Genomic DNA, 24,316 nt, shown 5'->3' on the forward strand with positions numbered 1-24,316 from the left:
CTTTGTGTTCGTTATGATTTTTTTCTTATGTGTCATCCCCAAGTGTGAGCGCTGTACATCAAATGCGCCAACACTCCTTGGTCGAAGGCGGTAAGCACCGCTATGACGAGGTGGGACCAGGCCCCTCGGGATCTTCCTCGCTGGCAGCCAGCGCCCGGCCAGCGGCTGGCGCTGCACGGCCTGCCTTGGCGGATGCGGAGGTGTGGCTGACACCTCGTTCGCCAGCTTGTGTCATGGCCTCCGACGTTGTGGCGTTGGCTTGCGACTGTGACGGTGATGGCGTCGTGGTGGTATCGGCGACGTCCTCGTCGCTAGCGCCGTCTTCCTGATCGCTGTGCCCTGGCGGGGTGTCTGGCAGGGCGTCTGGCGGGGTGTCTGAAAGAGCGTCTGGCGTTTCGCCGGCTGAGTCGGCGACGCTATCTTCCGCGGCATCCTCGTCATCGACGTTATCCCACCACCGGCGCAGGCGCTGGGCGGTCTCGCTGGGCAAGGGGGTCAGCTTGGCGCGAAAGTCATCATCATAGTCATCCAGCCCGTCGCGCAGGTTGTAGCGTTCACCGCGAAACAGCTGGCGCAGGGCGCGTTTCTTGAGCGCCCGGTCCACGCCCGAGGCGAGGTATGCCCGAATATCGCTGCCGGGCGCCAGCGACTCGGGAGGCGGTAGCTCGACGTCCGCATCAGAGGTCGCGTCCGCGGGTGGTGCGCCGTCGTGCGCATCGTGCTCGGGCGCGGCAGCGGTATCGACCTCGGAGTGGCACGGTTCGGCATCGCTGCTGGCAATTGGGGCGGCGGGGGCTCGCTGCGTGTCGACAGCAGCATCACTGGCGGCGGTGGCGTCAGGGGGTGTGCCGTCGACAACCGACGGGTCCTTGAGCTTTCTGCGGGACCACTGTGACAGGCGACTCATGGGGTGTTCTCCCAAGCTGGACCAGCGCCCTTGCGTCTTTTCTTGCGGGACCACTGTGACAGGCGACTCATGGGGTGTTCTCCCGGGCACGTCCGGCACCCTTGCGCTTTTTCTTGCGCCCCTCGATCGGCGCCTCGCCATGGGCCACCAGATAGGCCTCTATCCAGGCCTGGATCGCCAGTGGCATCTCTGTGGCGAGCACGCGGTGTTCTCCGTCCATCCAATTGGCCGCGACGTCCTGGCTGGCGGTGACGGCATCGATATGGGGCTCTCCGTCGCTGTGTCCGGCGCGGATAAACAGACGTGGGGCAGCGGCCTGAAGGTTGAACCGATAAGCCGCCCGCTCGGTCAGGCTGAGCACCAGCGTCACGACGCTGGGCCCCTGATCGCCAGGCTCCAGACGCTCGACTGCCCAGCTACGCTGGCGAAAGCCCTTGATCACCTTGTCCTGTGGCGTGATCGTCACACTGAGTGGCCGGCGATTGGCTAGCCTCGTCATGGCGTAATGTCCTTGGCAATGGCAGGATGCGGTCAGTCATGCCGTCGAACCTGATCCGTGGTTCCGACTGCTTTTATCGGCCGACTCGTGTCAGCAAGCAGTATTAGCAAAGCAGTTTCCGCATCACGCCGTCAATTCGACGTTATCCGGCCACCTCAGCGCTTATTGTCCGATGGGAAGGTCTATCGGAAAGGTTTGTCGGGAATGTTTATCGGGAACGTTTATCGGGGATCGAGATGTCGACCATACAACGTAGTCACGCCCTGTTGCCGCCCACCATCGAGATCGACGTCGTCGATGAGTTCGGCGAATCGCACCGTCAGGCTATCGCCGCGGAGCGCTCGCTGACGGTCTACCTCAACCGGCGGGAGATCGTCACCCTGATGTCGCTGGGAGCGGACCCGGAGGCGTTGGTGGTGGGCTATTTGCGCAATCAGGGGTTGATTACGCAGCGCGAAGACCTCGAGGCGGTGATGGTCGACTGGGAAGTCGAGGCTGCGGCGGTGGTCACTCGCCATTCGCCGGAGGATCTGGAGCAACGGCTAGGCCAGCGCACCGTTACCACCGGCTGCGGTCAGGGCACGGTATTCGGCCGCCTGCTCGATGCGGTGCCACAGACCCGGCTGTCCCAGGCCAGGGTGAGTCAGTCGGTGATCTATCGGCTGCTCGACAACCTGGGAGACTACAACGAGACCTACCGCAGCGCGGGGGCGGTCCATGGCTGTGCGTTATGTCGTCAGACCGAGGTGCTCGACTTTGTCGAAGACGTGGGCCGGCATAATGCGGTGGACACCCTGGCTGGCCGAGAGTGGCTCGACGACCTGCCACTCGGCCAGGCGGACATCTTCTATACCACCGGACGGCTGACGTCTGAGATGGTGCTCAAGGTGGCCCAGATGGGTATCTCGGTGCTGGTGTCGCGCTCAGGCGTTACCCAGAAGGGCGTGGAGCTGGCCCGGCGCTTCGGCGTGCTGCTGATCGCTCGGGCCAAGGGGCGCAGGCTCCAGATTGTCCATGGGCGCGAGCGCTTCGACTTCGACGCACAGCCGACCCGGCGTCCCGGAGATATCAAGCGCCGGCAGACGAAAGACTAGGCGCTGTTCGAAAAGTCGACGAGCGAAGGTTAGACAAGGCAAAAATCGGTGAGAAAGCGCAGTTTACGGGGTGTAAATGAGCATTTTGATCCGATTTTTTACGCCGTATTACCGAGCGCAGGCACTTTTCAGACAAGCCCCAGGCGTGATCGGAGGCTTTCCAGACGTTTTCGCTCAGGTGTTCTCGCGACGGGTACAGACCGACAGTACGGTGGCGTCCTCTTCACTCACCGAAACCAGCGCGTGACCCATGTCGCTGTCGAAGTAGATGCTGTCGCCCGCAATCAGGCGCAGCGGCTCGTAGAATTCCGAGTACAGCAGAATCTCGCCGTCCAGCACCATCAGGAATTCCTCGCCATCATGGCGCACCCACTCGGAAAATTCCTCGAAGTGTCTGGCGCGCACGATGGTCTTGAACGGGATCATGCGCTTTTGCGCCAGCTCACAGCTGAGCAGCTCGTGTTCGTAGGTTGGGGTAGGGTGGCGCTGGCCTTCGCCGCGGCGCGTCATGTCTCGCCTGCCCATGGTGCGGGTCTGCTGCCTGGGCGGTGACAGCAGTTGGGGCAGGTCGATGTCGAGGCCGCCGATCAGCTTCTGCACGGCGGTAAAGGTCGGCGAGATCTGATCGTTCTCGATCTTCGACAGGGTCGAGCGCGCGAGACCGGTCTTCTGGCTGACGTCCTCCAGGGTCCACTGGTTGGCCAGACGAATCTCCTTGAGTCGCTCCCCCAGACGAAGGGGTTCGACGAAGGCCTTGCGGCCGGAGGCGATCTTGAGTGCCGCCTCCTGATCGGTGTGTTGCGCCATGTCGTGTTCACAATAGGAAACCAGGTTTCCTCTAGGCTACCACAGCGTCGCCACTCCCTGCCTGTGTCTCAGCGGGCCTTCGACCCGGGTTTTCTATCTGAGCTATCTGCCCCGGCCTGCTATTGGAGGCCTGGCAGCCGAGTCCACCATGAGGCAGTTCGGCGCGTCGATATCTCCCGGACATGTTTCCCGGCATCGGGAAACACAGGCCGATGGCAGGGGCAAAGCAAGCGCAAGGGGTAAGCCAAGCCACCAGGTGAAAGACGATTCGCCATGACGGCTCCAGTCGCCGTCGTCAGGGCTGGTAGGCCAACCCCAGCAGGGCCCGCAGATGGGCTTCCACCGAACGTCCCAGCGCCGCCAGGTCATAGCCCCCTTCCAGCACCGAGACGACGCGGCCCTCGGCATGTCGCCGGGCAATATCGAGGATACCCTGGGTGATCCAGTGGTAGTCCTCGTCGGCGAGACACAACTCTGCCATGGGGTCGTCGCGGTGGGCGTCGAAGCCCGCCGAGACCAGTATCAGTTCCGGGCGGAAGTCTTCAAGAGCGGGCCACCAGTCACGCTCGATGGCCGCGCGAAAACCAGCGCTTTCGGTGCCGGCGGGCAGCGGCGTGTGGACCACGTTGGGGTAAGGGGTATCCAGATAGCGCCAGGGGTAGAAGGGATACTGGAAGCTGGTGCAGACCATCACCTCAGGGTCATTCTTGAAGATGTCGATGGTGCCGTTGCACTGGTGGACATCGAAGTCGAGGATGGCGATGCGCCGCGCTCCGTGGACGGCGCGGGCGTGTGCCGCGCCGACGGCAACATTGTTGTAGAAGCAGAAGCCCATGGCCTCCTGGGCCTCGGCGTGGTGACCGGGAGGCCTGACCGCACAGAAGACATTGTCGGCCTGACCGCGGAACACCTGATCGACCCCCTTGACCACGGCGCCGGCGGCCAGACGTGCGGCCTGCAGGCTGTCGCTGTTCATCAGGGTATCGGCGTCGATCGAGGCGTGCCCCTCCTGGGGCGAAGTCTGCTCCAGCCGAGCGAGGTGCGCCTCGGGATGCACGCGCTGCAACTGCTCTTCAGTGGCCTCCCGAGCGTCTGCCTGCATCGCGTGTTGCAGCACGCCAGAGCGCATCAGTTGCGCCCTGATGGCATCGAGTCTCAAGGGACTCTCGGGATGATCCGGCCCCATGTCATGACGCTGGCAGTACGGGTGACTGAGAAAGGCTGTGATCATCGATATCTCCGACTGGTCTGGCGCCACCTTAGGAGTAATACGAACCCCGAGACAGTGGCAAATGGTCGAAGCGTGATGCCAAGGATGCCTTGTTCCTGGTCAAGCTAGCGCTGGACGTGGTTGTGGGGTGGCGCCACACTCCGGCACTATTTCCAAACGTTCAAGTGCGCAAGTGCGCACAATTCGCCGCCAGGGTGTCGGCTACCCGTCGCCTGAGGAGACCACCTGTGAGCACCCAGTTTCTTCGTCGCTTTTTCGATCCCGCCTCGATCGCCGTGGTGGGTGCCTCCGAGAAGCCAGAGTCCACGGGTGGGCAGGTCATTCGCAATCTGCTTGACGGCGGCTACGGCGGCAAGCTGTGGGCGGTCAACCCCAAGGGGTACGCCAGCGTCCACGGGGTCGAGTGTGTCGCTCGCACCTCTCAACTTCCCGAGGTGGTGGACCTGGCGATCCTGTGTTCGCCGGTCTCGACCCTGCCGAAACTGTTGAGCCGGCTGGGTGAACGCGGGGTGCGAGCGGCCCTGGTGCTGTCCGGTGGCAGTCAGCTGGAACAGGACGAAGGCGGCAAGTCGTCGATCCGCCAGCGCATGCTCGATGCGGCCCGGTCCTCCGGCATTCGAATACTGGGGCCGGAGTGCATGGGCTTGATCGTGCCGGGACGACGGCTCAATGCGTCCTACTCCAGTCATACGGTGCCCAGGGGCAAGGTGGCGTATCTGGGGCAGTCGGGCATGCTGGCCAACGCCATGATCGACTGGGCGGCCGGGCGCGGGATCGGCTTTTCTCACCTGCTGACGTTGGGGGAAAGCGTCGATGTCATGCTTCCCGACCTGATCGACTACATCAACCAGAATTCGCCCACCCAGGCGATCCTGTTGCACCTTGAACGGGTCCACGACGCCCAGCACTTCATGACCGCCGTGCGTGATGCGTCGCGCAATCGGCTGGTACTGGCGATCAAGAGTGGCAGGACCAGCCAAGCCGACCTCAGCGGCCTGCCACCGACGCCAGGCGTCACCCATCGTGATCGGGTCTTCGATGCGGCCTTCGCGCGTGCGGGCGTGGTAAGGGTCAACGATTCCGACGAGCTGTATGACGCCCTGGAGACACTGTCACGGATGCGCCCACTCAAGGGTGACCGTCTGGCGATCGTATCCAACGGGCTGGGGCCGGCCATGCTGGCCATCGACAAGTTGATCAACGCCGGAGGTCGTCTGGCCGAATTCGAGGAGGCTACCCAGACATCGCTGCGTGAGCGAGACCTCGATATCAGCAAGCCCGGCGAAAACCCGGTGGATCTCGGGGGCTACGCCACCCCGGAACGCTTCGTGGCGGCGTTGGAGATCGTCGCCGCCGACCCCAATGTGGACGCCGTACTGGTGGTCCATGCTCCGACGCGTCTGGCGCCTTCCAAGGCGACCGCCGAGGCGCTGATCCGTGAACGCAAGCGCTTTCGGCGTAACTTGTTGACCAGCTGGATGGGCTTCGAACAGGCGATCGGCGCTCGTCACCTGTGTCACGAAGCGGGTGTACCCACCTATCTGTCGCCGGAGAAGGCGGTGAAGGCCTTCATGCACATGGTCGACTATCAGCGGGTCCAGTCGTTATTGCAGCAGACGCCCCCGAGCCTGCCGTTTTCGACCTCGTCCGAGGTGCGAGAGCGCTGCCACCGGCTGATCGACGAGGTGCTCGCCGATGGTCGCGAGAGCCTGACCCATAGCGAGACCGCCCAGGTGCTCAAGGCCTACGGCCTGCCAGTGGCGGAGAGTCGCTATCCCGACGGTGCCCAGGCCGCCGAGGAGGCCGCCCGGGAGCTGACGGGCCCCTTCGCGATCAAGATCGTGCACGACGGCAACAGTCGGCCATTTCGTTACCGGCGACATCCTCACAAGCTGTCGGCGGGGCTGGTCCAGGATCTGGCCAGACCCGGCGACGTGGCCGAGGCGGTGGATCGCCTCAGCGAGAAGGTCTCCGAGAAATTTCCCGGCTTTCGCGTGCGAGAGTTCTGTCTCCAGCCCATGCAACGGGGCAAGCATTCGATGCAGCTGTGCGCAGGCATCTCCCGGGACCCGGTCTTCGGACCACTGATTCTATTCGGCATCGGCGGCTACAAGGTCAATATTCTGGCGGATCGACAGGTCTCCCTGCCGCCCTTGAACATGACGCTGGCCGCGGACATGGTGTCTCGTACCCACGCCGCGCGGCTGATTCGTGAGCACTCGAGTGATCCACAGCGCGATGAACAAAGGCTGTGCCAACTACTGGTCACCCTGTCGCAGATGGCTACCGACCTGCCTCGGCTGCGTGGTCTCGAGATCAACCCGCTGCTGCTCAATCGCGACGGCATGGTGGCGGTGGACTTCGCCATGGACCTCGGTTCTCCGGCGCGCTTCGCGATCATGCCCTATCCCGAAGAACTGAGGGAGTGGGTCAAGCTCAGAAACGGCTGGGACGTCGAGTTCAGGCCCATTCGGGCTGAAGATGCCCCGCTGATTACCGACTTCCACGGGCAGTTGTCCGAGGAGAGCATCCGCTTTCGCTACTTCCACAACAAGACCGATTTAAGCCAGGGCGATCTGTCGCGCCTGGCCCATATCAACTACGACCGACAGATGGCGTTTATCGCCGAGCGCCTTTGCGAAGACGGCAGCAAGGAGATGCTGGGGGTGGTTCGGGTCTGGAACGATCCCGACAATATCCGAACCGAGTTTTCGATCATCATCCGCGATGACCTTCAGGGGCTCGGTATCGGCAGTCGTCTGATGGAAAAGATGATCCGCTACTGCAAGGGGGTCGGCACCCTGGAGATGGTCGGCAAGATCATGATCGACAATCACCCCATGCGCGCACTGATGAAGCACCTCGGGTTCCGACAAAGCTTCAACATGGAGGAGCAGGTGGTGGACGCAGTGCTGCGCCTCAACGAGCCGGGCAACGATTGGCAGCGCCACCGCTTGGAACGGCCGATGGAGTAGCAGGTCGGTTCGATTCCAGGACCGCCGGCCTGGCCTCCCGCCTGTGCTTGCAAGGCGGGAGCCGGTCGGATGATTCGTTCAGGGTGCCAGCCGCACCACTTCCCAGTGGCCATCGCGGCGGCCGTAGCGAACCCGGTCATGCAGGCGACTGGGCTGTCCTTGCCAGAACTCGATCATTTCGGGGACGACGCGGTAGCCGCCCCAGTGCACCGGGCGCGGGATATCCTGGCCTTCGTAGGCCTTCTCGAAGCGCCGCTGGCGCTGCTCGATCCAGTCGCGATCGGGGATGACCACGCTCTGGGTGGCGATCCAGGCCCCGAGCTGGCTGCCGCGGGGACGGCTTGCAAAATACTCGTCCGACTCCTGCTCTGCGACCTGCTCGGTGCGTCCTTCGATGCGCACCTGGCGCGCCAGCTTGGGCCACCAGAAGGTCAGGGCCGCATGGGGGACGTTGGCCAGTTCGCTACCCTTGTGGCTGTGATAGTTGGTGTAGAAGACCATCCCGTTTTGATCGAACCCCTTGAGCAGCACCACCCGCGCGTGGGGCAGGCCCTGGCTGTCCACGGTCGACAGGGTCATGGCATTGGCATCCTGGGGATCGGTATCCAGGGCCAGGGCGAACCACTCATCGAACATGGTGAAGGGATCCTTGGGTACCTGGCCTTCGTCCAGGCTGCCGCCTTCATAGTCACGTCGAATGTCCGCAATATCACGGGTCATCGGTATCTCCGGTGGAATCAGACAAAAAAAGGACGGCCACTAGGGGTACCGTCGTCCAATTGATAAATCATCGCACCTTGTGTCCGAGATGTCGCCCCGCGTCGCCGGGAACACCACCTTCATCGTCGCGAGTCATGATGAATGTCAGCTGCTACAGCTTTAGCAAGTACCGCTTTGGCAAGGCGCCACCACAGGGAGTGGCTATCTTGAGTATATCGTCACTGGCGCCAGGCGTTGTGCCTTTATCAGCGAAGGGGAGCGACCATGCCATCTGTCGAGTCAACGTCAGCCGCCGAGCACAGGCCGTCAGGGCGTAGCCGGCGTGTCTGGAGCCTGGCCATCCGGCTATTCCACTGGGGGCTGGTGGCCTGCGTTGTACTCTCATTTCTGACCATGAAGGTGGAGACCGACCTGTTCGACTTTCCGCAGAACGTGCACGCCAGGGCTGGGCTGATAGCGCTTGGGCTTTTGCTGTTTCGCTGGGGGTGGGCGCTGGTCGGCGATCACCACGCACGCATCGGCTCCTGGCTGCGCTCTCCTTCGGTAACGCTGTCCTATGCCAGAGACCTGATGAAGCGACGTGCCGATATCTTTGCCGGTCACAATCCGCTGGGGGGCTGGGCGGTGCTGGCGATGCTGACGAGCCTGACGATTCAGGCGCTGACGGGGCTCTTTGTCACCGATGACATCTTCTTCGAGGCGCCGCTGCATACCCTGGTGCCAGCAGCAGTCAGCGACACGGCTCTGTGGATTCATCACCTCAACGCGAATGTGCTGCTGGCGCTGATCGTGCTTCACCTGGGGGCTCTGCTAGCCCATCGCTGCCTCGGCGAGCGACTGGTAGGCGCCATGTTCAGCGGCCGCAAGACGCTGCCGCGGGGTGCGCACTGGGCCGAGACGGACACAGAGACCCACCAACAACCAGAGCAACAGTCAGATCAAGAGCTAGATCGGACGTCAGATCAGCAGCAGGGGCAACGTGGAAGCAGCGGCAAAGGGGTAGAGCCTGGCCGCTCGGCCCTGATGGTACGAGCGGCGCTGCTGGCCCTGTTCAGTACGGGGTGTGTGATGTGGCTGTGGGGGCGCTTGTGAAGCGGCGGAGGGTCACTCGGCGCGGAAGTTGTCGTGACACCCCTTGCAGGTATTGCCGACGGTGGCCACCTGCTTGAACAGCGCATCCTGGTCACCACCGTCGGCCATCTCGGCGAGTTTTGCGGTTTCCTCGATCAGGGTGTGGTAGCGCTGGTCGAAGTCTTCGTAGTCATCGGCGATGTCCGCCAGGGCATCGGTCTCGACGCCATGGTCGTCTCCCTGCAGTGAGCCCTTGACGAAACCTTCCCAGGGTAGCGGTGCCACGGCGGCGAGGCGACGCGCCTTCTCGAGAAACAGTTCGGCGTCGAAGTCGCGCTTGCCCTGGGCCATCGCGCCCAGCGGGCCGATCTGCCAGGCCATCACGCCCAGCGCATCCTGACGGTATTCGATGGCGTCTTCGATCTCGACGCTGGCATCGGGGAGTTCCTCGGCGAGTGCACAGGCGCTGGCCAACGTTAGTCCAAGTCCGGTCACGAGGGCATGCAACGGGGTCACGGTCATTGTCCTTACTCCTTGCCTGGCGACATGGGCCGGGCGTTGTCGAGGATGGCGTCGCGAATGCAACGACATCCTCAAGATAGCAAGGAGAGCGGCTGCCGCCAGAAGGGCATGACGGTCGGCCTGAACAAGAGCTATGAATTGCCCTGGTGCTGTCGCATCTGACGAGAGCGAAAGCGTGCGTAGCCCATGCAGCCGGTAAACAGCACCAGCGCCACCAGTGCCTCAGCGACGCCACGCAGACCGAGTCCCGGCAGGGTGGCGATCATCACCCCCTGGGCGAAGTAGAGCAGACTGACGAAGGCCAGCCAGGCATGGCCCCGTGGACGGCGGGTCAGGATGGATGGCAGAAACAGCACAAGAGGCAGCACGAAGGCGATCATCGGACCGAAACGATTGCCGTCGGCTTCCACCGCGATACCGCGGTACACCATCATTGCCAGCAGCAGGCCAAAGCCGACCAGCACCAGCTGGCGCGACTGTCGGGTCAGGCGGTCAAGCCCGCGCCGCTGTTCTACCCCCTCAAGCCAGGCTCTCATGAGGCCCCCTTGCGGGCGTCAGCCAGAGCGAGCGTCAGCCGCGCCAGGCGCGCGCCCTGGGCGAAGGCCAGCTCACGCTCGTGTTCGTCCAGCGGGCGATCGCTGCGAACGCCAGCCAGGTGGCTGACGCCGTAGGGGGTGCCTCCGCCCTGGGTGCGGGTCAGGGCCGTCTCGCTGTAGGGCAGCCCGGCGTAGACCATGCCATGGTGGAGCAGCGGCATCAGCATCGTTACCAGCGTCGTCTCCTGGCCGCCGTGCAGGCTCGAGGTGGAGGTGAAGGCGGTGGCGGGCTTGTCGATCAGCGCTCCTGACAGCCACAGCTCGCTGGTGCCGTCGAGAAAGTGCTTGAGAGGAGCCGCCATGTTGCCGAAGCGTGTGGGGCTGCCGAGCGCCAGGCCACTGGCGTTGCGAAGATCGTCGAGGTCAGCGTAGATAGCGCCTTCGGCGGGAATTTCCGGGTCCACCGCTTCACAGGTCGGTGACACCGGAGCCACGGTACGCAGGCGAGCATCGACGCCGGCGACAGACTCGACACCGGCGGCGATGCGCTCGGCCAGCGCCCGGGTGGCGCCCTGGCCGGAGTAGTAAAGGACCAGAACGTAGGGCAGATCCGACATGCACTTTCCTTATGGCAAGAGCCTATGGGTTGACGAAAGCCCGAGGCAACGGGCGAAGAGGCTGGCTGGCCTCAACTCTCCAGCAGTGACGTGATGGCCTCGGGCGGGCGGCCGATTACCGCTCGCTCGCCGTTGTCGAGAATCGGGCGCTGGAGGATTCGAGGATGGGCCAGGATGGCAGCCACCACCTGGGATTCATCTTCACGGTCGGCGCCCAGACTCTTCCATTCGGTCTCGTTGGCGCGCACCAGGTCGCTGAGCTTGCCGTCCAGCCGGGCGATCAGGCCACGCAATTCCTCACCGTCCAGGGGATCGTCGAGGTAGCGGCGGACCTGGACCTCGGCGCCGGCCTGCTCCAGCAGGGCAAGGGCTTCGCGGGACTTCGAACAGCGAGGATTATGCAATAGCGTGAGTGCGGCCATGACAGCTCCGGTCGAGTGGGAATCGGCAGCTATTGTAGATCGCCGGCGCGACCGGCCACAACGACGCGCCGCCAAGGCAGGTCATTGCTCGAGAAGGCGATAGGCCCAGACCTCATCGCCGCGAGCGAGGGTTAGCCTGACGCGTTCATAGCGCACGCCCAGACGCTCGTAGCGGTCCAGTTCGGCCAGGGTCTCGCTATCCACCGCCAGTAGCTGTCCGGCCACCTGGTCATCACGATCGACCTCCAGGTCGAGCCCCTCTCGGCGATACCCCGGGAGCAGTGCGGGCGTCGACTCGAGTCTTTGTCCGGTCACCAGCCAGCGCACCCAGGGGGAGCGCAGGGTGCCGTAGACAAAGACTCGGTGGGGGCCGTCAGTGGACTGCTCCATGGCGGCCGGAGACGTATAGCCATAAGGGCTCTGGTAGGTGTACCAGAACCAGCCGTAAAGGCCGATGATCAGTGCGCCAACAAGACAGAGCAGGCGGGCAAGCCAGAGCGTCAGGGTGTTCATGGGGGACCAATGACAAATGAGCGGTGTGTGCAGGAAATCGAAAGGCGGCGTGTCTCGCTTGACTAGCCTCTCACCAGGCGGCCGGCTTGTCGAACCGAGGTTCCCCTCTATCGGCGGCGGTCCCGGCCTTGCTAGGATAAAGATTCCCGCCAAGACGAGGAGGTGCCCCATGAGCGAATTTCTCCGCGCCGAGTCTTTTGATGGTGCCCATGATGATGTGGACTTCAAGGCCATGATGGGGGACGTCCAACCACTGCGTCAGGCCAACAATCGTGCCGATGCCGGCCGTCGCCGAGGCGCGCCAACCGAATCACAGCTGGCCAGGCGTCGTCATGCCCTGAGTGGAGACGACGGGCTTGATGGTCTCAGTGACGACTTCGTCGACCTGGTGCCTCCCTTCGATCCGCTGGAATACCGCCGCGATGGCATTCAGACCGGGGTGGTCGAGCGCCTGCGGCAGGGCGGGTATCCGGTGCAGGCCAGTCTTCACCTGCTGCGGCGCCCGTTGCATGAATGCCGGGGGAGTCTGCCCCAGTTCATCCGCGACGCCTACGCGGCGGATCTGCGCTCGGTGTTGATCGTCCATGGACGCAGCCGCGAGATCGATGGCGCCGCCAATGTGCTGCGCTCCTGTCTGGCCAAGTGGCTACCCGCCCTCGACGAGGTCCAGGCGTTCGTGTCTGCTCAGGAGGCTGACGGTGGACTCGGCGCCACCTGGGTGATGCTCAGAAAGAGCGAGCGTGCCCGCGCGGCGAACCGTGAACGCCAGCAGAAGCGTCGCGGATAGACCTGGCGAAGCCTGTTGCGGCTTCCCGGCCGCTTTCCTGCATCGATCCTCTTGTTACTTCCTTTCCACCCGGCGCCATCCTGCAGATGGCGCCGGGTCGCTTGCGTGGCCTCGCCAAGGACGCCATCGAGACAATCGGCATCAAGTTGGAACAGTCTGCACTGGCTGCCGCGACTAGGGTTCCTATAGCGCGATAGTGGCAAGCAATGCGCTGGCAGGGTCACGGCAAGGTGGGGAGCGACTTGATGAGTCATCCACTGTCGGTGCAGTGGCCTTATGACGTCATTCAGTTGGCAGGGGGCTACATGATCATCGCGGAACTTCACGATCACTGGCAGTGGTTCAAGCATCACTCGATACCTACCTTGGGGCACCGCTACTGGCACTGTGATGAGCTGATGCCATTGCTGCGCCGGCTAGACCGGGCGAACCGGCGGATTCAGGACTTCGGCCCGGTATTCACCGACCATGACCAGCAAAAGCTGGATCATCTGCGTAATCGCGCCATGGCACTTGTCGAGCAGGCGAGTGAAACGGCGACAAGGTGTCAGCAGCGACTGGCGCTGGGCGACCAGGGGAGCTCTCGACCGCTTGACGAGCAAGAGCGGGCCTTGCTGCTGTCTTTCTATACGCTTCACGTCATCGAGCCTCTGGAGGATGCCCGGGCCCATCTGCTCGAAGAGCTTGGCTAGTCGACCTCTGGCATCGGGGGCGGAGACGACAGACAAGGACGTTGATGTCGCCAGACATCAGAGCAGCAACTGACGCTCGCACCACTCTCGGTGCCAGTCCTGGGGGCTGGCACCGTATTGACGCTTGAAGGCACGGGTGAAGCTGGCGGCGTTCAGGTAGCCACAGTGGTACGACAGCTGATCGATGCTGGGCGGATGGCGGGTCTTGAGCCTGGCCCTTGCCTGTTCCAGCCGGGTTCGCCTGAGGGTCTCGGCCACGCTCTCTGGATGGGCCGCAAAGGCGCGGTAGAGCCCGGCACGGGAGCAGCCAAGAGCGTGAGCGATGCGAGCGACGTCCAGGCCCGGTTCACTGGCATGCAGTTCGATATAGCGGCAGGCGGCCTTCAGCAGGCTTTGGCGCTGGGTCGCCTCCCACTCGAGCGACAGCGGCCCTTTCAACTGCGCCAGCGCTACCAGGCTCATGTCGCGAGCGGTATCCAGTGCGCAGGCCAAGTCCTCGCCGGCGAGGGCCTCTTGCTCCTTGATGACGCCAAGCAGATGGGTCGTGAGCAACCGGGTCATGGCGTTGTCGGGAAGGCTGAAGGGGCTCGACTCGGCCCGCGTCAGCGCATCAGGCGCCCTGGCCTTGACCTGGGGTCGGGGAATCATCAGGTACAGCATCGAGTGCTGCATGGCGAGGCTGGAAAGTGGCTGGCAGCTATCCAGCACCACCAGACCACTCTGGCTGGTGACACGATGTCGCTGGCCGTCGGCTTGCTGTAGGCGTGCTTCCCCCGCGAGCGTCAGGCTGACCAGCACAAAGTCGGTGTTGTCCTGGGCGAAGTGGGCGCTGGTGTCATCGTTGGTGCACCAGCCAAGGACCGTGCCCTCGGTGCTTGAAGCGTTGATCAGGTTGGCACGATAGTCGCCGGCATGGCGGCCCTGGGGAAGGTCGAGCGCTATGGAGGGATGCAGACTGCGCCAGTAGTCAAAGCGTAACTCTGGTGCAACCACCATCGTCGAGTGACGCTGAAAGGCCGCCAGGGGGGATGGCGCTTCGCTGGACATAAGGAGCCTGAACAAGGTCTGGGGTGCGTGATCATCATCTGTTGCGCGTTCGAGCAGCGCTTGTTCAGCATAGATCACTACGCCAACTGGTTCGGCGGCCAGTGGCGAGCTACCTCCAATGCCTGAGAAAAAGATGAGATTGGCTCGTCTTTCAGGATCTATGGCTTACATATTGTGCATGAATAAGCATGGATGGGCATGAACGGGTATAAAGCGCGGCACATCGATATCCCATCTGCTGGTGCCCCTTCCACCAGACACGACAATGCCGCGATTCCTGCTGGCGCCAGCCTGTCACCACTGGGGCGATGGCGCCGGAGATCGCGGCATTGTTGATGGTGATGCTTCCTGCTTGCCTGGCAGGAGGTCGGTCGAACCAGGCAAGCTGTCCAACCCGGATAGGGTCAGGCGACGGCAGTTTCCCGCTGGCGTTCACGCGCCTCGCGCTGACGGCGCAGGAACATCGGCTCCGGGTTGTCGACGGACACCTGGTAGTGGCGCGAGAACACCGTGAGCGAAGCCAGGGCGTCTTCCACGACCTGGTCTTCGCGCAGCGAAAAGGCGTCGAAGCCACAGCGCGCCATATAGGACAACTGGTCGATCAGCACGTCGCCCACGGCACGGATCTCGCCCTTGAAACCGTGACGCTCCCTGAGTACCCGGGCCAGCGAATAGCCGCGGCCGTCGGTAAATTTGGGAAAGTCGATGGCGATCAGCGGCGCGTCTCTGAGTGCGGCGACGGTGTCCTCATCGAGCTGGGTGTCGCTGGGCAGCCAGGGCGCCAGGTCGTCGCGACGCTCGGCGGCCAGCCAGACGTCCAGGCGGACGATAGTCATGGGCTTGACGGGGTTTGCACCCTCGTCATCGACGTCAGACTGGAGCACCCAGGCGTCTTCCACCAGGCGGCGTTCCTTGATAAGCGGGCGTTGCGGCGTCTGCTCAGGCATAAACGTGCTCCTTGAAGGGTTTCAGACCGATGCGGCGATAGGTGTCGATGAAGGTTTCGTCGGCTTCGCGGGCGCCAACATACACCTGCAGCACCTTGTCGATGACCTCCGGCACATCTTCGCGGAAGAAGGAGGGGCCGAGGATCTTGCCCAGCGAGGATTCGTTGCCCTGACTGCCGCCGAGGGAGATCTGGTAATACTCCTCGCCTTTCTTGTCCACGCCGAGAATGCCGATGTGGCCGACGTGGTGATGACCGCAGGCGTTCATGCAGCCGGAAATGTTGAGATCCAGCGGGCCAAGGTCGTAGAGGAAGTCGAGGCTGTCGAAGCGCTCCTGGATCGCCTGGGCCACCGGAATGGACTTGGCGTTGGCCAGGGCGCAGTAGTCGCCGCCAGGGCAGCAGATCAGGTCCGCCAGGGTGCCCACGGTGGGGTTGGCCAGGCGCAGCTCCTCGAGCTTGTGCCACAGTTCCTCGATACGGTCGACGGCCACGTCGGACAGCACCAGATTCTGTTCGTGGGTCACCCGCAGCTCGCCGAAGCTGTACTCGTCGGCCAGGTCGGCGATCTGAGCCATCTGTTCGGAGGTAACGTCACCCGGTGAATGACCGCTGCGCTTGAGCGACAGGGTAACGGCCTTGTAGCCCGGTACCTTGTGGTCGGTGACGTTGTTGGTGACGAAGCGGGCGAAGGCCCGGTTGTCACGACGCAACGCCTCGAAGGCCTCGATGGCGGCGTCATCCACCTTGCGACGGGGCGGATCGACGAAGTGCGCCGCCATGTCGTCGATGGCCTGCTGATTGAGGGTCTGGGCGCCGTCCTTGAGGTGGGCCCATTCTTCCTCGACGCGCCGACGCATCTCGTCGATGCCGAGTGCCTTGGTCAGGATCTTGATGCGCGCCTTGAACTTGTTGTCGCGGCGACCGAACTGGTTGTAGACCCGCAGCACTGCCTCGAGGTAAGTCAGCAGATGCTGCCAGGGCAGGTCCTCGCAGATGGTCTCGCCGATCATCGGAGTACGGCCGAGACCACCACCGACCAGCACCTTCACGCGGACGTCGCCGGCGTCGTTGCGCCACAGACGCAGACCGATGTCGTGGACCTGAATGGCGGCACGATCCTCGGCGGCGCCGGTCACGGCGATCTTGAACTTGCGCGGCAGGTAGTAGAACTCCGGGTGGAAGGTCGACCACTGACGAATCAGCTCACACCAGGGACGCGGATCCACTTCTTCATCGGCGGCGATGCCGGCGAACTGGTCGGTGGTGGTGTTGCGGATATCGTTGCCGCTGGTCTGGATCGAGTGCATCTGCACGCTGGCGAGCTGTGCCAGCATTTCGGGCACGTCCTCGAGCTTCGGCCAGTTCAGCTGAAGATTGGTACGGGTGGTGAAGTGGCCGTAGCCGCGGTCATAGCGGGCGGCCAGCTCACCGAGCTTGCGCAGCTGGTAGGAGGCCAGCATGCCATAGGGGATGGCGATGCGAAGCATGGGCGCGTAACGCTGTACGTACAGACCGTTCTGCACCCGGATCGGGAGGAATTCTTCCTCGCTGATCTTGCCTTCGAGGTAGCGACGCATCTGGTCGCGGAACTGTGCGACGCGTTCGTCGACCAGGGTCTGATCATGGTTGTCGTAGCGATACATTCAGCGCTTTCCTGCAGCCAGGGAATGACGGGACGTTGCGGGTTACTCTACCTGCACGCCATTATGCTATAAAAGAATAAATAGTCATAGTTTGGGTGCAAAAGGTAATTAAAAGGTGTTGATAGGCGTCGTGCGGGGCGCTACACCTTCAGACTCTGCCAGCGGCGGCGTTGCCAGATCACCGCAAAGCACAGTGAGTTGAGCGCGCGGTAGCCTAGCTGACACCACCAGATGCCGGCCAGGCCGAAGCCTTCATGCACGCCGAACCACCAGGCCAGCGGCAGGAAGACCAGCCACTGACCGGTCAAGGTCAGCTGCATCACCGTACGGTTGGCGCCGGCGCCGAGCAATGCCTGGGTGAACACCAGGGCGGCGGCGTCGAGCACGATCATCAGCGCGGTCAGGCGCAGCGGATCGACGCCCAGGGCGATCAGTTCGGGGTCATGTAGAAACAGGCCCAGCACGGCTTCCGGCATCAACGCCATGGGCAGGGACAGGGCAGCGAGCAGCAACCAGGCCATGTGCACCACCTCCCAGCCCCAGCGGTGGGCCCTTTCCGGCGACTCGCGCCCCAGCGCCTCGCCGACCAGGCTCATCGCCGCCATGCCCAGGCCCACGCCGGGCAGAATCAGCAACAGCGATAAGTTGACCAGCACATGGCCCACCGCCACGCTGGCGGTGTCGACCTGACCGAGGATCCAGAACAGCACGGCGTAGCCGGCGGCGAACCAGAGCTGCTGAAAGGAGTGCGGCGTGGCCAGCTTCAGGGTGGTGGCCATGGTGCTGCCGCCGAGTCGCCAAGGCGAATGACACGGCCTGTGACGAGGGCCGCGATGGCCAGGCGTATGGCTCAACCAGGCCCAGATGGCGACACCGGCAAACAGCGACAGGCTGCTGCCGAGCCCGGCACCGCTGACGCCCATGGCGGGCAGGCCCCAGTAGCCGAAGATCAGGCCGATGCTGGCCAGCAGGTTGACCAGATGCATTACCAGCATGATCCGCAGGTACAGGCCGGTCTGCTGGATGCCGTTCCAGTAGCCTCGGTAGCAGAAGATCATCGCCACCGGCAGCAGCGCGATCAGACGCCAGCGAAAGTAGTCCACCGCCATCGACGTCACCCGCGGATCGTCGTTGAGCCAGGCCATGATCGGACCGGCCTGCCACAGACACAGAACCATCAACGGCAGGCCGATCATGACGGCCAGGGTAAGTCCCGCCGCCAGCGGCTCCCCGCGTGGATCGTGGCGCAGCTCAACGCCAAGGTCGGCGGCCGCCGAGGCAACGGGCGTCTGATGGCGTTCGCCATGGCGCCGCGCTACCTGGGCCTGAACCCCCGACGACAGCCCGAACAGGCAGGCGGTGACCATGAACATGGCGTAGCCGCCGATGCCGGCGGCGGCCAGCTCGGTCTCGCCGAGCCGGCCCACCAGGGCGGCATCGACCAGGTTCATCAGGCTCTGGCTCAACATGCCGGCCATGATCGGCAGCGCCAGGCGCAGGATCAGACGCCAGCGCGTCAGGTCGGGCAGCAGGGCCTGTTGTTGCAGGGAACGCATCAGGCGTCGTAGGACAGTACCGGCGACAGCCAGCGTTCCATGACGTCCAGCTCCATGCCCTTGCGACTGGCCAGGGCCTCGACCTGATCCCGGGTAATCTTGCCGGTGGCAAAGTACTTCGACTGCGGGTGGGAGAAGTACCAGCCGGACACCGCCGCCGCCGGCCACATGGCAAAGCTCTCGGTCAGTTCGAGTCCGGTGCTGGCCTCGGCGTCGAGCATGCGGAACAGCGTCGCCTTCTCGGTGTGGTCAGGGCAGGCGGGGTAGCCGGGGGCAGGGCGGATGCCCTGGTACTTCTCGGCAATCAACGCCTCGTTGTCGAGCTGTTCCTCGGGTACGTAGGCCCAGAACTCCTTGCGCACCCGCTCATGGATCAGTTCGGCGAAGGCCTCGGCCAGGCGATCGGCCAGCGCCTGCACCATGATGGCGTTGTAGTCGTCGCCCTTGGCCTTGTAGGCCGCAGACAGCTCCTCGACGCCGTGACCGGCGGTGACCGCGAAGCCACCGATCCAGTCCGGCTTGCCGCTGTCCTTCGGGGCAATGAAGTCGGCCAGGCTGTAGCAGACTCCCTCTCGGTTCTTGGTGGTCTGCTGGCGAATATGGTGCAGACGCTCGATCACCTCGCCGCGGGTCTCGTCTGAATAGACTTCGATGACGTCATCATCGACGCTGTTGGCGGGCCACAGGCCGATGACCCCGCGCGCCTGGATCAGGCGTTCGTCGATCAACTTGCGCAGCATCACCTGGGCCTCGTCGAACAGTTGGCGTGCGGCTTCGCCGACCACCTTGTCGTCGAGGATCTTCGGATACTTGCCGACCAGCTCCCAGCTCATGAAGAAGGGCGTCCAGTCGATACGATCGACCAGTTCGTTGAGGTCGTAGTCCTCGAACACCTTGAGACCGGTAAAGGTCGGCGCCGGCGGGGTATAGCCCTGCCAGTCCAGCGCCGGCTTGCGCGCCCGGGCATCGGCGTAGGACAGGTCAGCGGCCTTGGGGCGGCGCTTGGCGTTGCGCTCGCGGACCTTGACGTACTCTTCCCGGATCTCGTTGACGTAGGCCTCTTTCAGCCCCGGTGACAGCAGCTTGCCGGCCACGCCCACGGCACGTGAGGCGTCGGTCACATAGATCACCGGCTGCTCGTACTGGGGTTCGATCTTGACCGCGGTGTGCGCCTTGGAGGTGGTGGCGCCGCCGATCAGCAGCGGCAGCTCGAAGCCCTGGCGCTGCATCTCCTTGGCCACGTGGACCATCTCGTCAAGCGAGGGGGTGATCAGTCCCGACAGGCCGATGATGTCGGCGTTCTCTTCCCGGGCGGTCTTGAGGATCTTGTCGGCGGGCACCATCACGCCGAGGTCGATCACCTCGTAGTTGTTGCACTGGAGCACCACGCCGACGATGTTCTTGCCGATGTCGTGGACGTCTCCCTTGACCGTGGCCATGACGATCTTGCCCTTGGCCTGGGTGTCTTCGCTCTTTTCCGCCTCGATGTAGGGGATCAGGTAGGCCACCGCCTGCTTCATCACCCGCGCCGACTTGACCACCTGGGGCAGGAACATCTTGCCGGCACCGAACAGGTCGCCGACCACGTTCATGCCATCCATCAGCGGCCCCTCGATCACCTCGATGGGGCGGGTCGCGCGCTGGCGGGCCAGTTCGGTGTCATCCTCGATGTAGGCGGTGATGCCCTTGACCAGAGCATGCTCGATGCGCTTCTCGACCTCCCAGCTACGCCACTCGAGGTCCTCCTTCTTCTCACCGCCGGAGCCGTCGCCCTTGTACTTGTCGGCGATATCGAGCAGCCGCTCGGTGCTGTCATCACGGCGATTGAGCACCACATCCTCGACGGCTTCGCGCAGCTCTTCCGGCAGGTCGTCATAGACCGCCAGCTGGCCGGCGTTGACGATGCCCATGGTGAGCCCTGCGCGAATCGCGTGGTAGAGAAATACCGAGTGGATCGCCTCGCGCACTGGATTGTTGCCGCGAAACGAGAAGGACACGTTGGAGACGCCACCCGACACCATGGCGTGGGGCAGGTGTTCGCGAATCCAGCGGGTGGCCTCGATGAAGTCCACCGCGTAGTTGTTGTGCTCGTCGATGCCGGTGGCGATGGCAAAGATGTTGGGGTCGAAGATGATGTCTTCGGCGGGGAAGCCGATATCGTCCACCAGCACCCGGTAGGCGCGCTGGCAGATTTCGGTCTTGCGCGCGAAGGTGTCCGCCTGGCCGGACTCGTCGAACGCCATCACCACCACGGCAGCGCCATGACGGCGGCACTCGGTGGCCTGGTGGCGGAAGGCCTCTTCGCCTTCCTTGAGCGAGATCGAGTTGACCACCGCCTTGCCCTGGATGCACTTGAGGCCGGCCTCGATGATCTCCCACTTGGAGGAGTCGACCATGATCGGCACCCGAGCGATGTCCGGCTCACCGGCGATCAGATTGAGAAAGCGCACCATGGCTTCCTGGGACTCGAGCATCCCCTCGTCCATGTTGATGTCGATCACCTGGGCGCCGTTCTCGACCTGCTCGAGCGCCACCTCCAGGGCGGTGGTGTAGTCCTCTTCCTTGATCAGTCGCTTGAAGCGAGCAGAGCCTGTGACGTTGGTACGCTCACCGACGTTGACGAACAGCGAATCGTGCTCGATGTTGAACGGCTCAAGGCCGGACAGACGGCAGGCTCTGCTGCGGTCCGGAATCTGGCGCGGGGGCAGATCCTTGATCGCGCGGTGGATGGCGGCGATATGCTCGGGTGTGGAGCCACAGCAGCCACCGATGATGTTGACCAGGCCACTGCGCGCGAATTCGGCGACGATCTCGGCCATCTCCTCGGGGGTCTGGTCGTACTCGCCGAACTCGTTGGGCAGGCCCGCGTTGGGGTGAGCCGAGACGAAGGTGTCGGCCTTGGTCGACAGCTCCTCGACGTAGGGGCGCAGCTCCTCTGCGCCGAGGGCACAGTTGAGGCCCACGGTCAGCGGCTGGGCGTGGCGCACCGAATTCCAGAAGGCCTCGGTGGTCTGGCCCGACAGGGTGCGCCCGGAGGCGTCGGTAATGGTGCCCGAGATCATTACCGGCAGGCGCTCGCCGGTCTCGTCGAAGATCTCTTCGAGGGCGTAGATCGCCGCCTTGGCGTTCAGGGTGTCGAAGATGGTCTCGATCATGATCAGATCGGAGCCGCCTTCGATCAGTGCCAGGGCTGCCTCGCGGTAGTTGTCACGCAGGGCATCGAAGGTCACGTTGCGCTTGGCCGGGTCATTGACGTCCGGCGACAGCGAGGCGGTGCGCGAGGTAGGGCCAAGCACCCCGGCCACGTAGCGGGGCACCCCGGTCTCTTCGCCGACGTCGTCGCATACCTGGCGGGCCAGCCGAGCGGCTTCGCGATTGAGCTCCGGGACCAGCTCCTCCATGCCGTAGTCCGACTGTGACAGGCGGGTGGAGTTGAAGGTATTGGTCTCGAGGATGTCGGCACCGGCCAGCAGATAGTCGCGATGGATGCGCGCCACCAGGTCCGGGCAGGTCAGGGCCAGCAGATCGTTGTTGCCCTTGAGATCCGACGGCCAGTCCTTGAAGCGCTCGCCGCGGAAGTCTTCCTCGCTCAAGGCCGCATTCTGCAACATCGTGCCCATGCCGCCATCCAGCATCAGAATGCGGTCTTTCAGGCTATCGATGAGGCGGGCTGTCTGAGGGGTCGGTGCTGCTACGGCCATGGGCGGGTGTGTCTCCAGCTAGACGCTTGTCAGGTCGACGAACGATAAAATTTTTATGGGCCAGCGCTTGTGTCCACGCGGCAGGACCCCCATGTGCATGCCGGAATACACGGCGATGTCTCGGGAGTCGGTCGAAGGGGCCATATGGTACCAAAGCACCGGGCCTGGCGGCAGGGGCAGCGTACCTGCGAAGGCGGAAACCAAAATCCGAGTAAAATACTCGGGATTGAGTCTGACGCAGGTGTCGCTTACCATGGTCCTGACCAAACCCGCGGGGCCACAGCGCCCGCTGTCAGGCGGGGCGAACTAGCGAGAGACCCATGAGCGAGAATATCCAGATCACCGACAGCGCACAGGACTACCTGGCGGAGCTGCTCGAGAAGCAGAACGTCGAAGGTATCGCGGTGCGGATCTTCATCACCCAGCCGGGCACGCCCTACGCCGAGACCTGCCTGGCGTACTGCCGGCCGGGCGAGGAAGAGCCCAGCGACGAGCGCCTGGAGCTTTCCAAGATCGCCGTCTATCTCGACGCCAACAGCATTCCGTTCCTGGAAGAGGCGGTGGTCGACTTCAACGCCGACCGCATGGGCGGCCAGCTGACCATCAAGGCGCCCAACGCCAAGATGCCCAAGGTCAACGCCGACAGCCCGCTCGAGGATCGCATCAACTACATCCTCTACAGCGAGATCAACCCGGGCCTGGCGGCCCACGGTGGCGAGATCAAGCTGATGCAGCTGACCGACGACCAGGTGGCGGTGCTGGCCTTCGGCGGCGGCTGTCAGGGCTGCGCCGCGGTGGACCTGACCCTCAAGGAAGGCGTCGAGAAGACGCTGATGGAGCGCATCCCGGAACTCGCCGGCATCCGCGACGTCACCGACCACACCGACACCACCAACGCCTACTACCGTTGACGTTCAACCGGCCGACTGGCGCACTGAGGTTCCGCCCTCAGGATCAAAGGTGAATCAACAACGCCGCTCCATGGAGCGGCGTTGTGGTGTTTGGGTAAACCATTAGGGGTAGGGGCGCGCGAGACTGGTTGGGGAGCGACAGGCACCCCCCCCTGTCGAGCCGGTGTCTGCGATCAGCCATCCACGGAAGTCATAGCGGAACTGCCGGCGGTCGCTGTTCTGGTTGGTTAGCGCCGAGAGCCGCAGCAGGCGGTCGTAGTGGTAGCTCGAATATAAATAATAAGAGCTGGACCATGGGGGCACGGCGTTCGGTCGGCTCGCCCTTGCCGCTTGTCGTTGTGAAGAGTCGATAGTGCTGGTTGGTAGGGGCGTGACCTCCCGAAACTTTATATGGCGAACTCCACATCCAGCATCGAAGAGCCGGATGTTTTCTGCATCCAAGAGTTTGAGAAAGCCACTTACCCTGAATACATGGATTCAATCATTATTCTAAGATGTTTGCTTCCAGGTTCTTCTCCCCATGACTCCATTAGCTCTGAAGATAATTTGTCGCAATGTGCTATTACATCTTTTCCAGAAACTTTATTCCCACACAAAGTTGAAGCACCACCAAATATGCTAGAGATTTCATCGACTAGAGCACCAAGTTGTCCTATATATTTAGAGTCTAATGTTGCCAGTGGGTATTCAAGTTCAATTTTGTCGATCGGATCTTGTGCGTCCACAAGTTTTCCGGAAAGAAAAAGCTTTAGCTGTATGATTGTTTCAGATTGCCACGCAGGGGCTTTCTCTTTCCGATAAAAACTATAAGTGTCATAATTTAAGTTTGCTCCGGCGGTCTTAAGGATTCTGTTTGACTCACCAGGGGAGTACACCCTAGGTAAGTCAATAATTACGGACACTGTCTGATGAAATTCATCGTTATTATTCATAGGATTCCTTTTGTGGTAGGTACTGTGTGCCTGAATGCATCAACCGCACCATGCCGAGCTGCCCTGGTGACGGCGCACTTCGCGATGCAGGTCGTCGCGCTCGAAGGCCATCAGCTGGCGCTGGTCCAGGGTCATGGCGTGGACATGGCCGGAGCCATAGCGCAGCCAGGCCAGGGTCTGGCCG

Annotated in this window: 22 protein-coding genes; 6 read left to right on the top strand and 16 right to left on the bottom strand. The window is 63.1% G+C overall.

Annotation, left to right across the window (positions count from 1 at the left end; genetic code table 11):
• Window positions 1–100: 100 nt before the first annotated feature.
• Window positions 101–907: a DUF3306 domain-containing protein gene (locus tag C6W88_RS17580; RefSeq protein ID WP_181248658.1), complete on the bottom strand. Its 807-nt coding sequence runs from the start codon at window positions 905–907 to the stop codon at window positions 101–103.
• A 67-nt stretch (window positions 908–974) separates the two neighbouring features.
• On the bottom strand, window positions 975–1,406 hold the full coding sequence (locus tag C6W88_RS17585) for a DUF3305 domain-containing protein (protein WP_108133404.1): 432 nt from the start codon (window positions 1,404–1,406) through the stop codon (window positions 975–977).
• Window positions 1,407–1,642: 236 nt separating this feature from the next.
• Here C6W88_RS17585 and C6W88_RS17590 point away from each other — a divergent pair, with 236 nt between their 5' ends.
• Window positions 1,643–2,500 carry a formate dehydrogenase accessory sulfurtransferase FdhD gene (locus C6W88_RS17590; protein ID WP_108133405.1) on the top strand — a complete coding sequence of 286 codons (858 nt, stop codon included), beginning with the start codon at window positions 1,643–1,645 and terminating at the stop codon, window positions 2,498–2,500.
• A gap of 174 nt (window positions 2,501–2,674) precedes the next feature.
• Here the strand turns inward: C6W88_RS17590 and C6W88_RS17595 are convergent, their stop codons facing one another.
• Together C6W88_RS17595 and C6W88_RS17600 are read right to left on the bottom strand one after the other, a co-directional pair.
• Window positions 2,675–3,307: a helix-turn-helix domain-containing protein gene (locus C6W88_RS17595; RefSeq protein ID WP_108133406.1), complete on the bottom strand. Its 633-nt coding sequence runs from the start codon at window positions 3,305–3,307 to the stop codon at window positions 2,675–2,677.
• A gap of 295 nt (window positions 3,308–3,602) precedes the next feature.
• Window positions 3,603–4,538 (bottom strand): histone deacetylase family protein, encoded by a 936-nt coding sequence (locus C6W88_RS17600; RefSeq protein WP_108133407.1) that lies wholly within the window; start codon window positions 4,536–4,538, stop codon window positions 3,603–3,605.
• A 227-nt stretch (window positions 4,539–4,765) separates the two neighbouring features.
• Here C6W88_RS17600 and C6W88_RS17605 point away from each other — a divergent pair, with 227 nt between their 5' ends.
• Entirely contained in the window at window positions 4,766–7,513 is a 2,748-nt protein-coding gene (locus tag C6W88_RS17605; RefSeq protein ID WP_108133408.1) for a bifunctional acetate--CoA ligase family protein/GNAT family N-acetyltransferase, read from the top strand.
• Window positions 7,514–7,591: 78 nt separating this feature from the next.
• Here the strand turns inward: C6W88_RS17605 and pdxH are convergent, their stop codons facing one another.
• Complete coding sequence (pdxH, locus tag C6W88_RS17610) at window positions 7,592–8,233, bottom strand: pyridoxamine 5'-phosphate oxidase (protein WP_108133409.1); 642 nt, start codon at window positions 8,231–8,233, stop codon at window positions 7,592–7,594.
• 264 nt (window positions 8,234–8,497) lie between these two features.
• On the opposite strand from pdxH, the gene C6W88_RS17615 reads away from it, so the two are divergent.
• A complete protein-coding gene (locus C6W88_RS17615; protein ID WP_108133410.1) occupies window positions 8,498–9,325 on the top strand; it encodes a cytochrome b/b6 domain-containing protein in 828 nt (275 codons plus the stop codon).
• 12 nt (window positions 9,326–9,337) lie between these two features.
• On the opposite strand, the gene C6W88_RS17620 is transcribed toward C6W88_RS17615, so the two are convergent.
• The 5 genes from C6W88_RS17620 to C6W88_RS17640 all read right to left on the bottom strand — a co-directional run bounded on the left by C6W88_RS17620 (window position 9,338) and on the right by C6W88_RS17640 (window position 11,914).
• Window positions 9,338–9,826: a c-type cytochrome gene (locus C6W88_RS17620; protein ID WP_045992202.1), complete on the bottom strand. Its 489-nt coding sequence runs from the start codon at window positions 9,824–9,826 to the stop codon at window positions 9,338–9,340.
• A 131-nt stretch (window positions 9,827–9,957) separates the two neighbouring features.
• Window positions 9,958–10,362, bottom strand: a complete 405-nt coding sequence (locus C6W88_RS17625; protein ID WP_045992201.1) for a DUF2069 domain-containing protein — start codon at window positions 10,360–10,362, stop codon at window positions 9,958–9,960.
• Window positions 10,359–10,979, bottom strand: coding sequence for an NAD(P)H:quinone oxidoreductase (wrbA, locus tag C6W88_RS17630; protein ID WP_108133411.1), 621 nt, complete (start codon window positions 10,977–10,979; stop codon window positions 10,359–10,361). The genes C6W88_RS17625 and wrbA overlap by 4 nt, the downstream gene beginning before the upstream one ends.
• A gap of 71 nt (window positions 10,980–11,050) precedes the next feature.
• On the bottom strand, window positions 11,051–11,401 hold the full coding sequence (locus C6W88_RS17635) for an arsenate reductase family protein (protein ID WP_108133412.1): 351 nt from the start codon (window positions 11,399–11,401) through the stop codon (window positions 11,051–11,053).
• 81 nt (window positions 11,402–11,482) lie between these two features.
• Window positions 11,483–11,914, bottom strand: a complete 432-nt coding sequence (locus C6W88_RS17640; RefSeq protein WP_108133413.1) for a gamma-glutamylcyclotransferase family protein — start codon at window positions 11,912–11,914, stop codon at window positions 11,483–11,485.
• A gap of 169 nt (window positions 11,915–12,083) precedes the next feature.
• Between C6W88_RS17640 and smrA the strand changes: the two genes are divergently transcribed.
• On the top strand, window positions 12,084–12,701 hold the full coding sequence (smrA, locus tag C6W88_RS17645; protein WP_108133414.1) for a DNA endonuclease SmrA: 618 nt from the start codon (window positions 12,084–12,086) through the stop codon (window positions 12,699–12,701).
• Window positions 12,702–12,946: 245 nt separating this feature from the next.
• On the top strand, window positions 12,947–13,393 hold the full coding sequence (locus C6W88_RS17650) for a hypothetical protein (RefSeq protein WP_146164681.1): 447 nt from the start codon (window positions 12,947–12,949) through the stop codon (window positions 13,391–13,393).
• A 57-nt stretch (window positions 13,394–13,450) separates the two neighbouring features.
• Here C6W88_RS17650 and C6W88_RS17655 read toward each other — a convergent pair whose 3' ends face one another.
• The 5 genes from C6W88_RS17655 to metH all read right to left on the bottom strand — a co-directional run bounded on the left by C6W88_RS17655 (window position 13,451) and on the right by metH (window position 22,289).
• Window positions 13,451–14,440: an AraC family transcriptional regulator gene (locus C6W88_RS17655; protein WP_108133416.1), complete on the bottom strand. Its 990-nt coding sequence runs from the start codon at window positions 14,438–14,440 to the stop codon at window positions 13,451–13,453.
• A gap of 404 nt (window positions 14,441–14,844) precedes the next feature.
• Window positions 14,845–15,387: a DUF934 domain-containing protein gene (locus tag C6W88_RS17660; RefSeq protein WP_108133417.1), complete on the bottom strand. Its 543-nt coding sequence runs from the start codon at window positions 15,385–15,387 to the stop codon at window positions 14,845–14,847.
• Window positions 15,380–17,032: a nitrite/sulfite reductase gene (locus C6W88_RS17665; RefSeq protein ID WP_045992193.1), complete on the bottom strand. Its 1,653-nt coding sequence runs from the start codon at window positions 17,030–17,032 to the stop codon at window positions 15,380–15,382. Before C6W88_RS17665 ends, C6W88_RS17660 begins: the two co-directional genes overlap by 8 nt.
• A 140-nt stretch (window positions 17,033–17,172) precedes the next feature.
• A complete protein-coding gene (locus C6W88_RS17670) occupies window positions 17,173–18,588 on the bottom strand; it encodes an MATE family efflux transporter (protein WP_181248657.1) in 1,416 nt (471 codons plus the stop codon).
• A complete protein-coding gene (gene metH / locus C6W88_RS17675) occupies window positions 18,588–22,289 on the bottom strand; it encodes a methionine synthase (RefSeq protein WP_108133418.1) in 3,702 nt (1,233 codons plus the stop codon). Before metH ends, C6W88_RS17670 begins: the two co-directional genes overlap by 1 nt.
• 320 nt (window positions 22,290–22,609) lie before the next feature.
• Between metH and nfuA the strand changes: the two genes are divergently transcribed.
• Window positions 22,610–23,200 (top strand): Fe-S biogenesis protein NfuA, encoded by a 591-nt coding sequence (nfuA, locus tag C6W88_RS17685; RefSeq protein WP_045992189.1) that lies wholly within the window; start codon window positions 22,610–22,612, stop codon window positions 23,198–23,200.
• A gap of 458 nt (window positions 23,201–23,658) precedes the next feature.
• Here nfuA and C6W88_RS21440 read toward each other — a convergent pair whose 3' ends face one another.
• Entirely contained in the window at window positions 23,659–24,132 is a 474-nt protein-coding gene (locus C6W88_RS21440) for a hypothetical protein (RefSeq protein ID WP_146164682.1), read from the bottom strand.
• Window positions 24,133–24,316 lie beyond the last annotated feature (184 nt).

Source organism: Halomonas litopenaei (genome assembly GCF_003045775.1).
Classification (GTDB): Bacteria; Pseudomonadota; Gammaproteobacteria; order Pseudomonadales; family Halomonadaceae; genus Halomonas; species Halomonas litopenaei.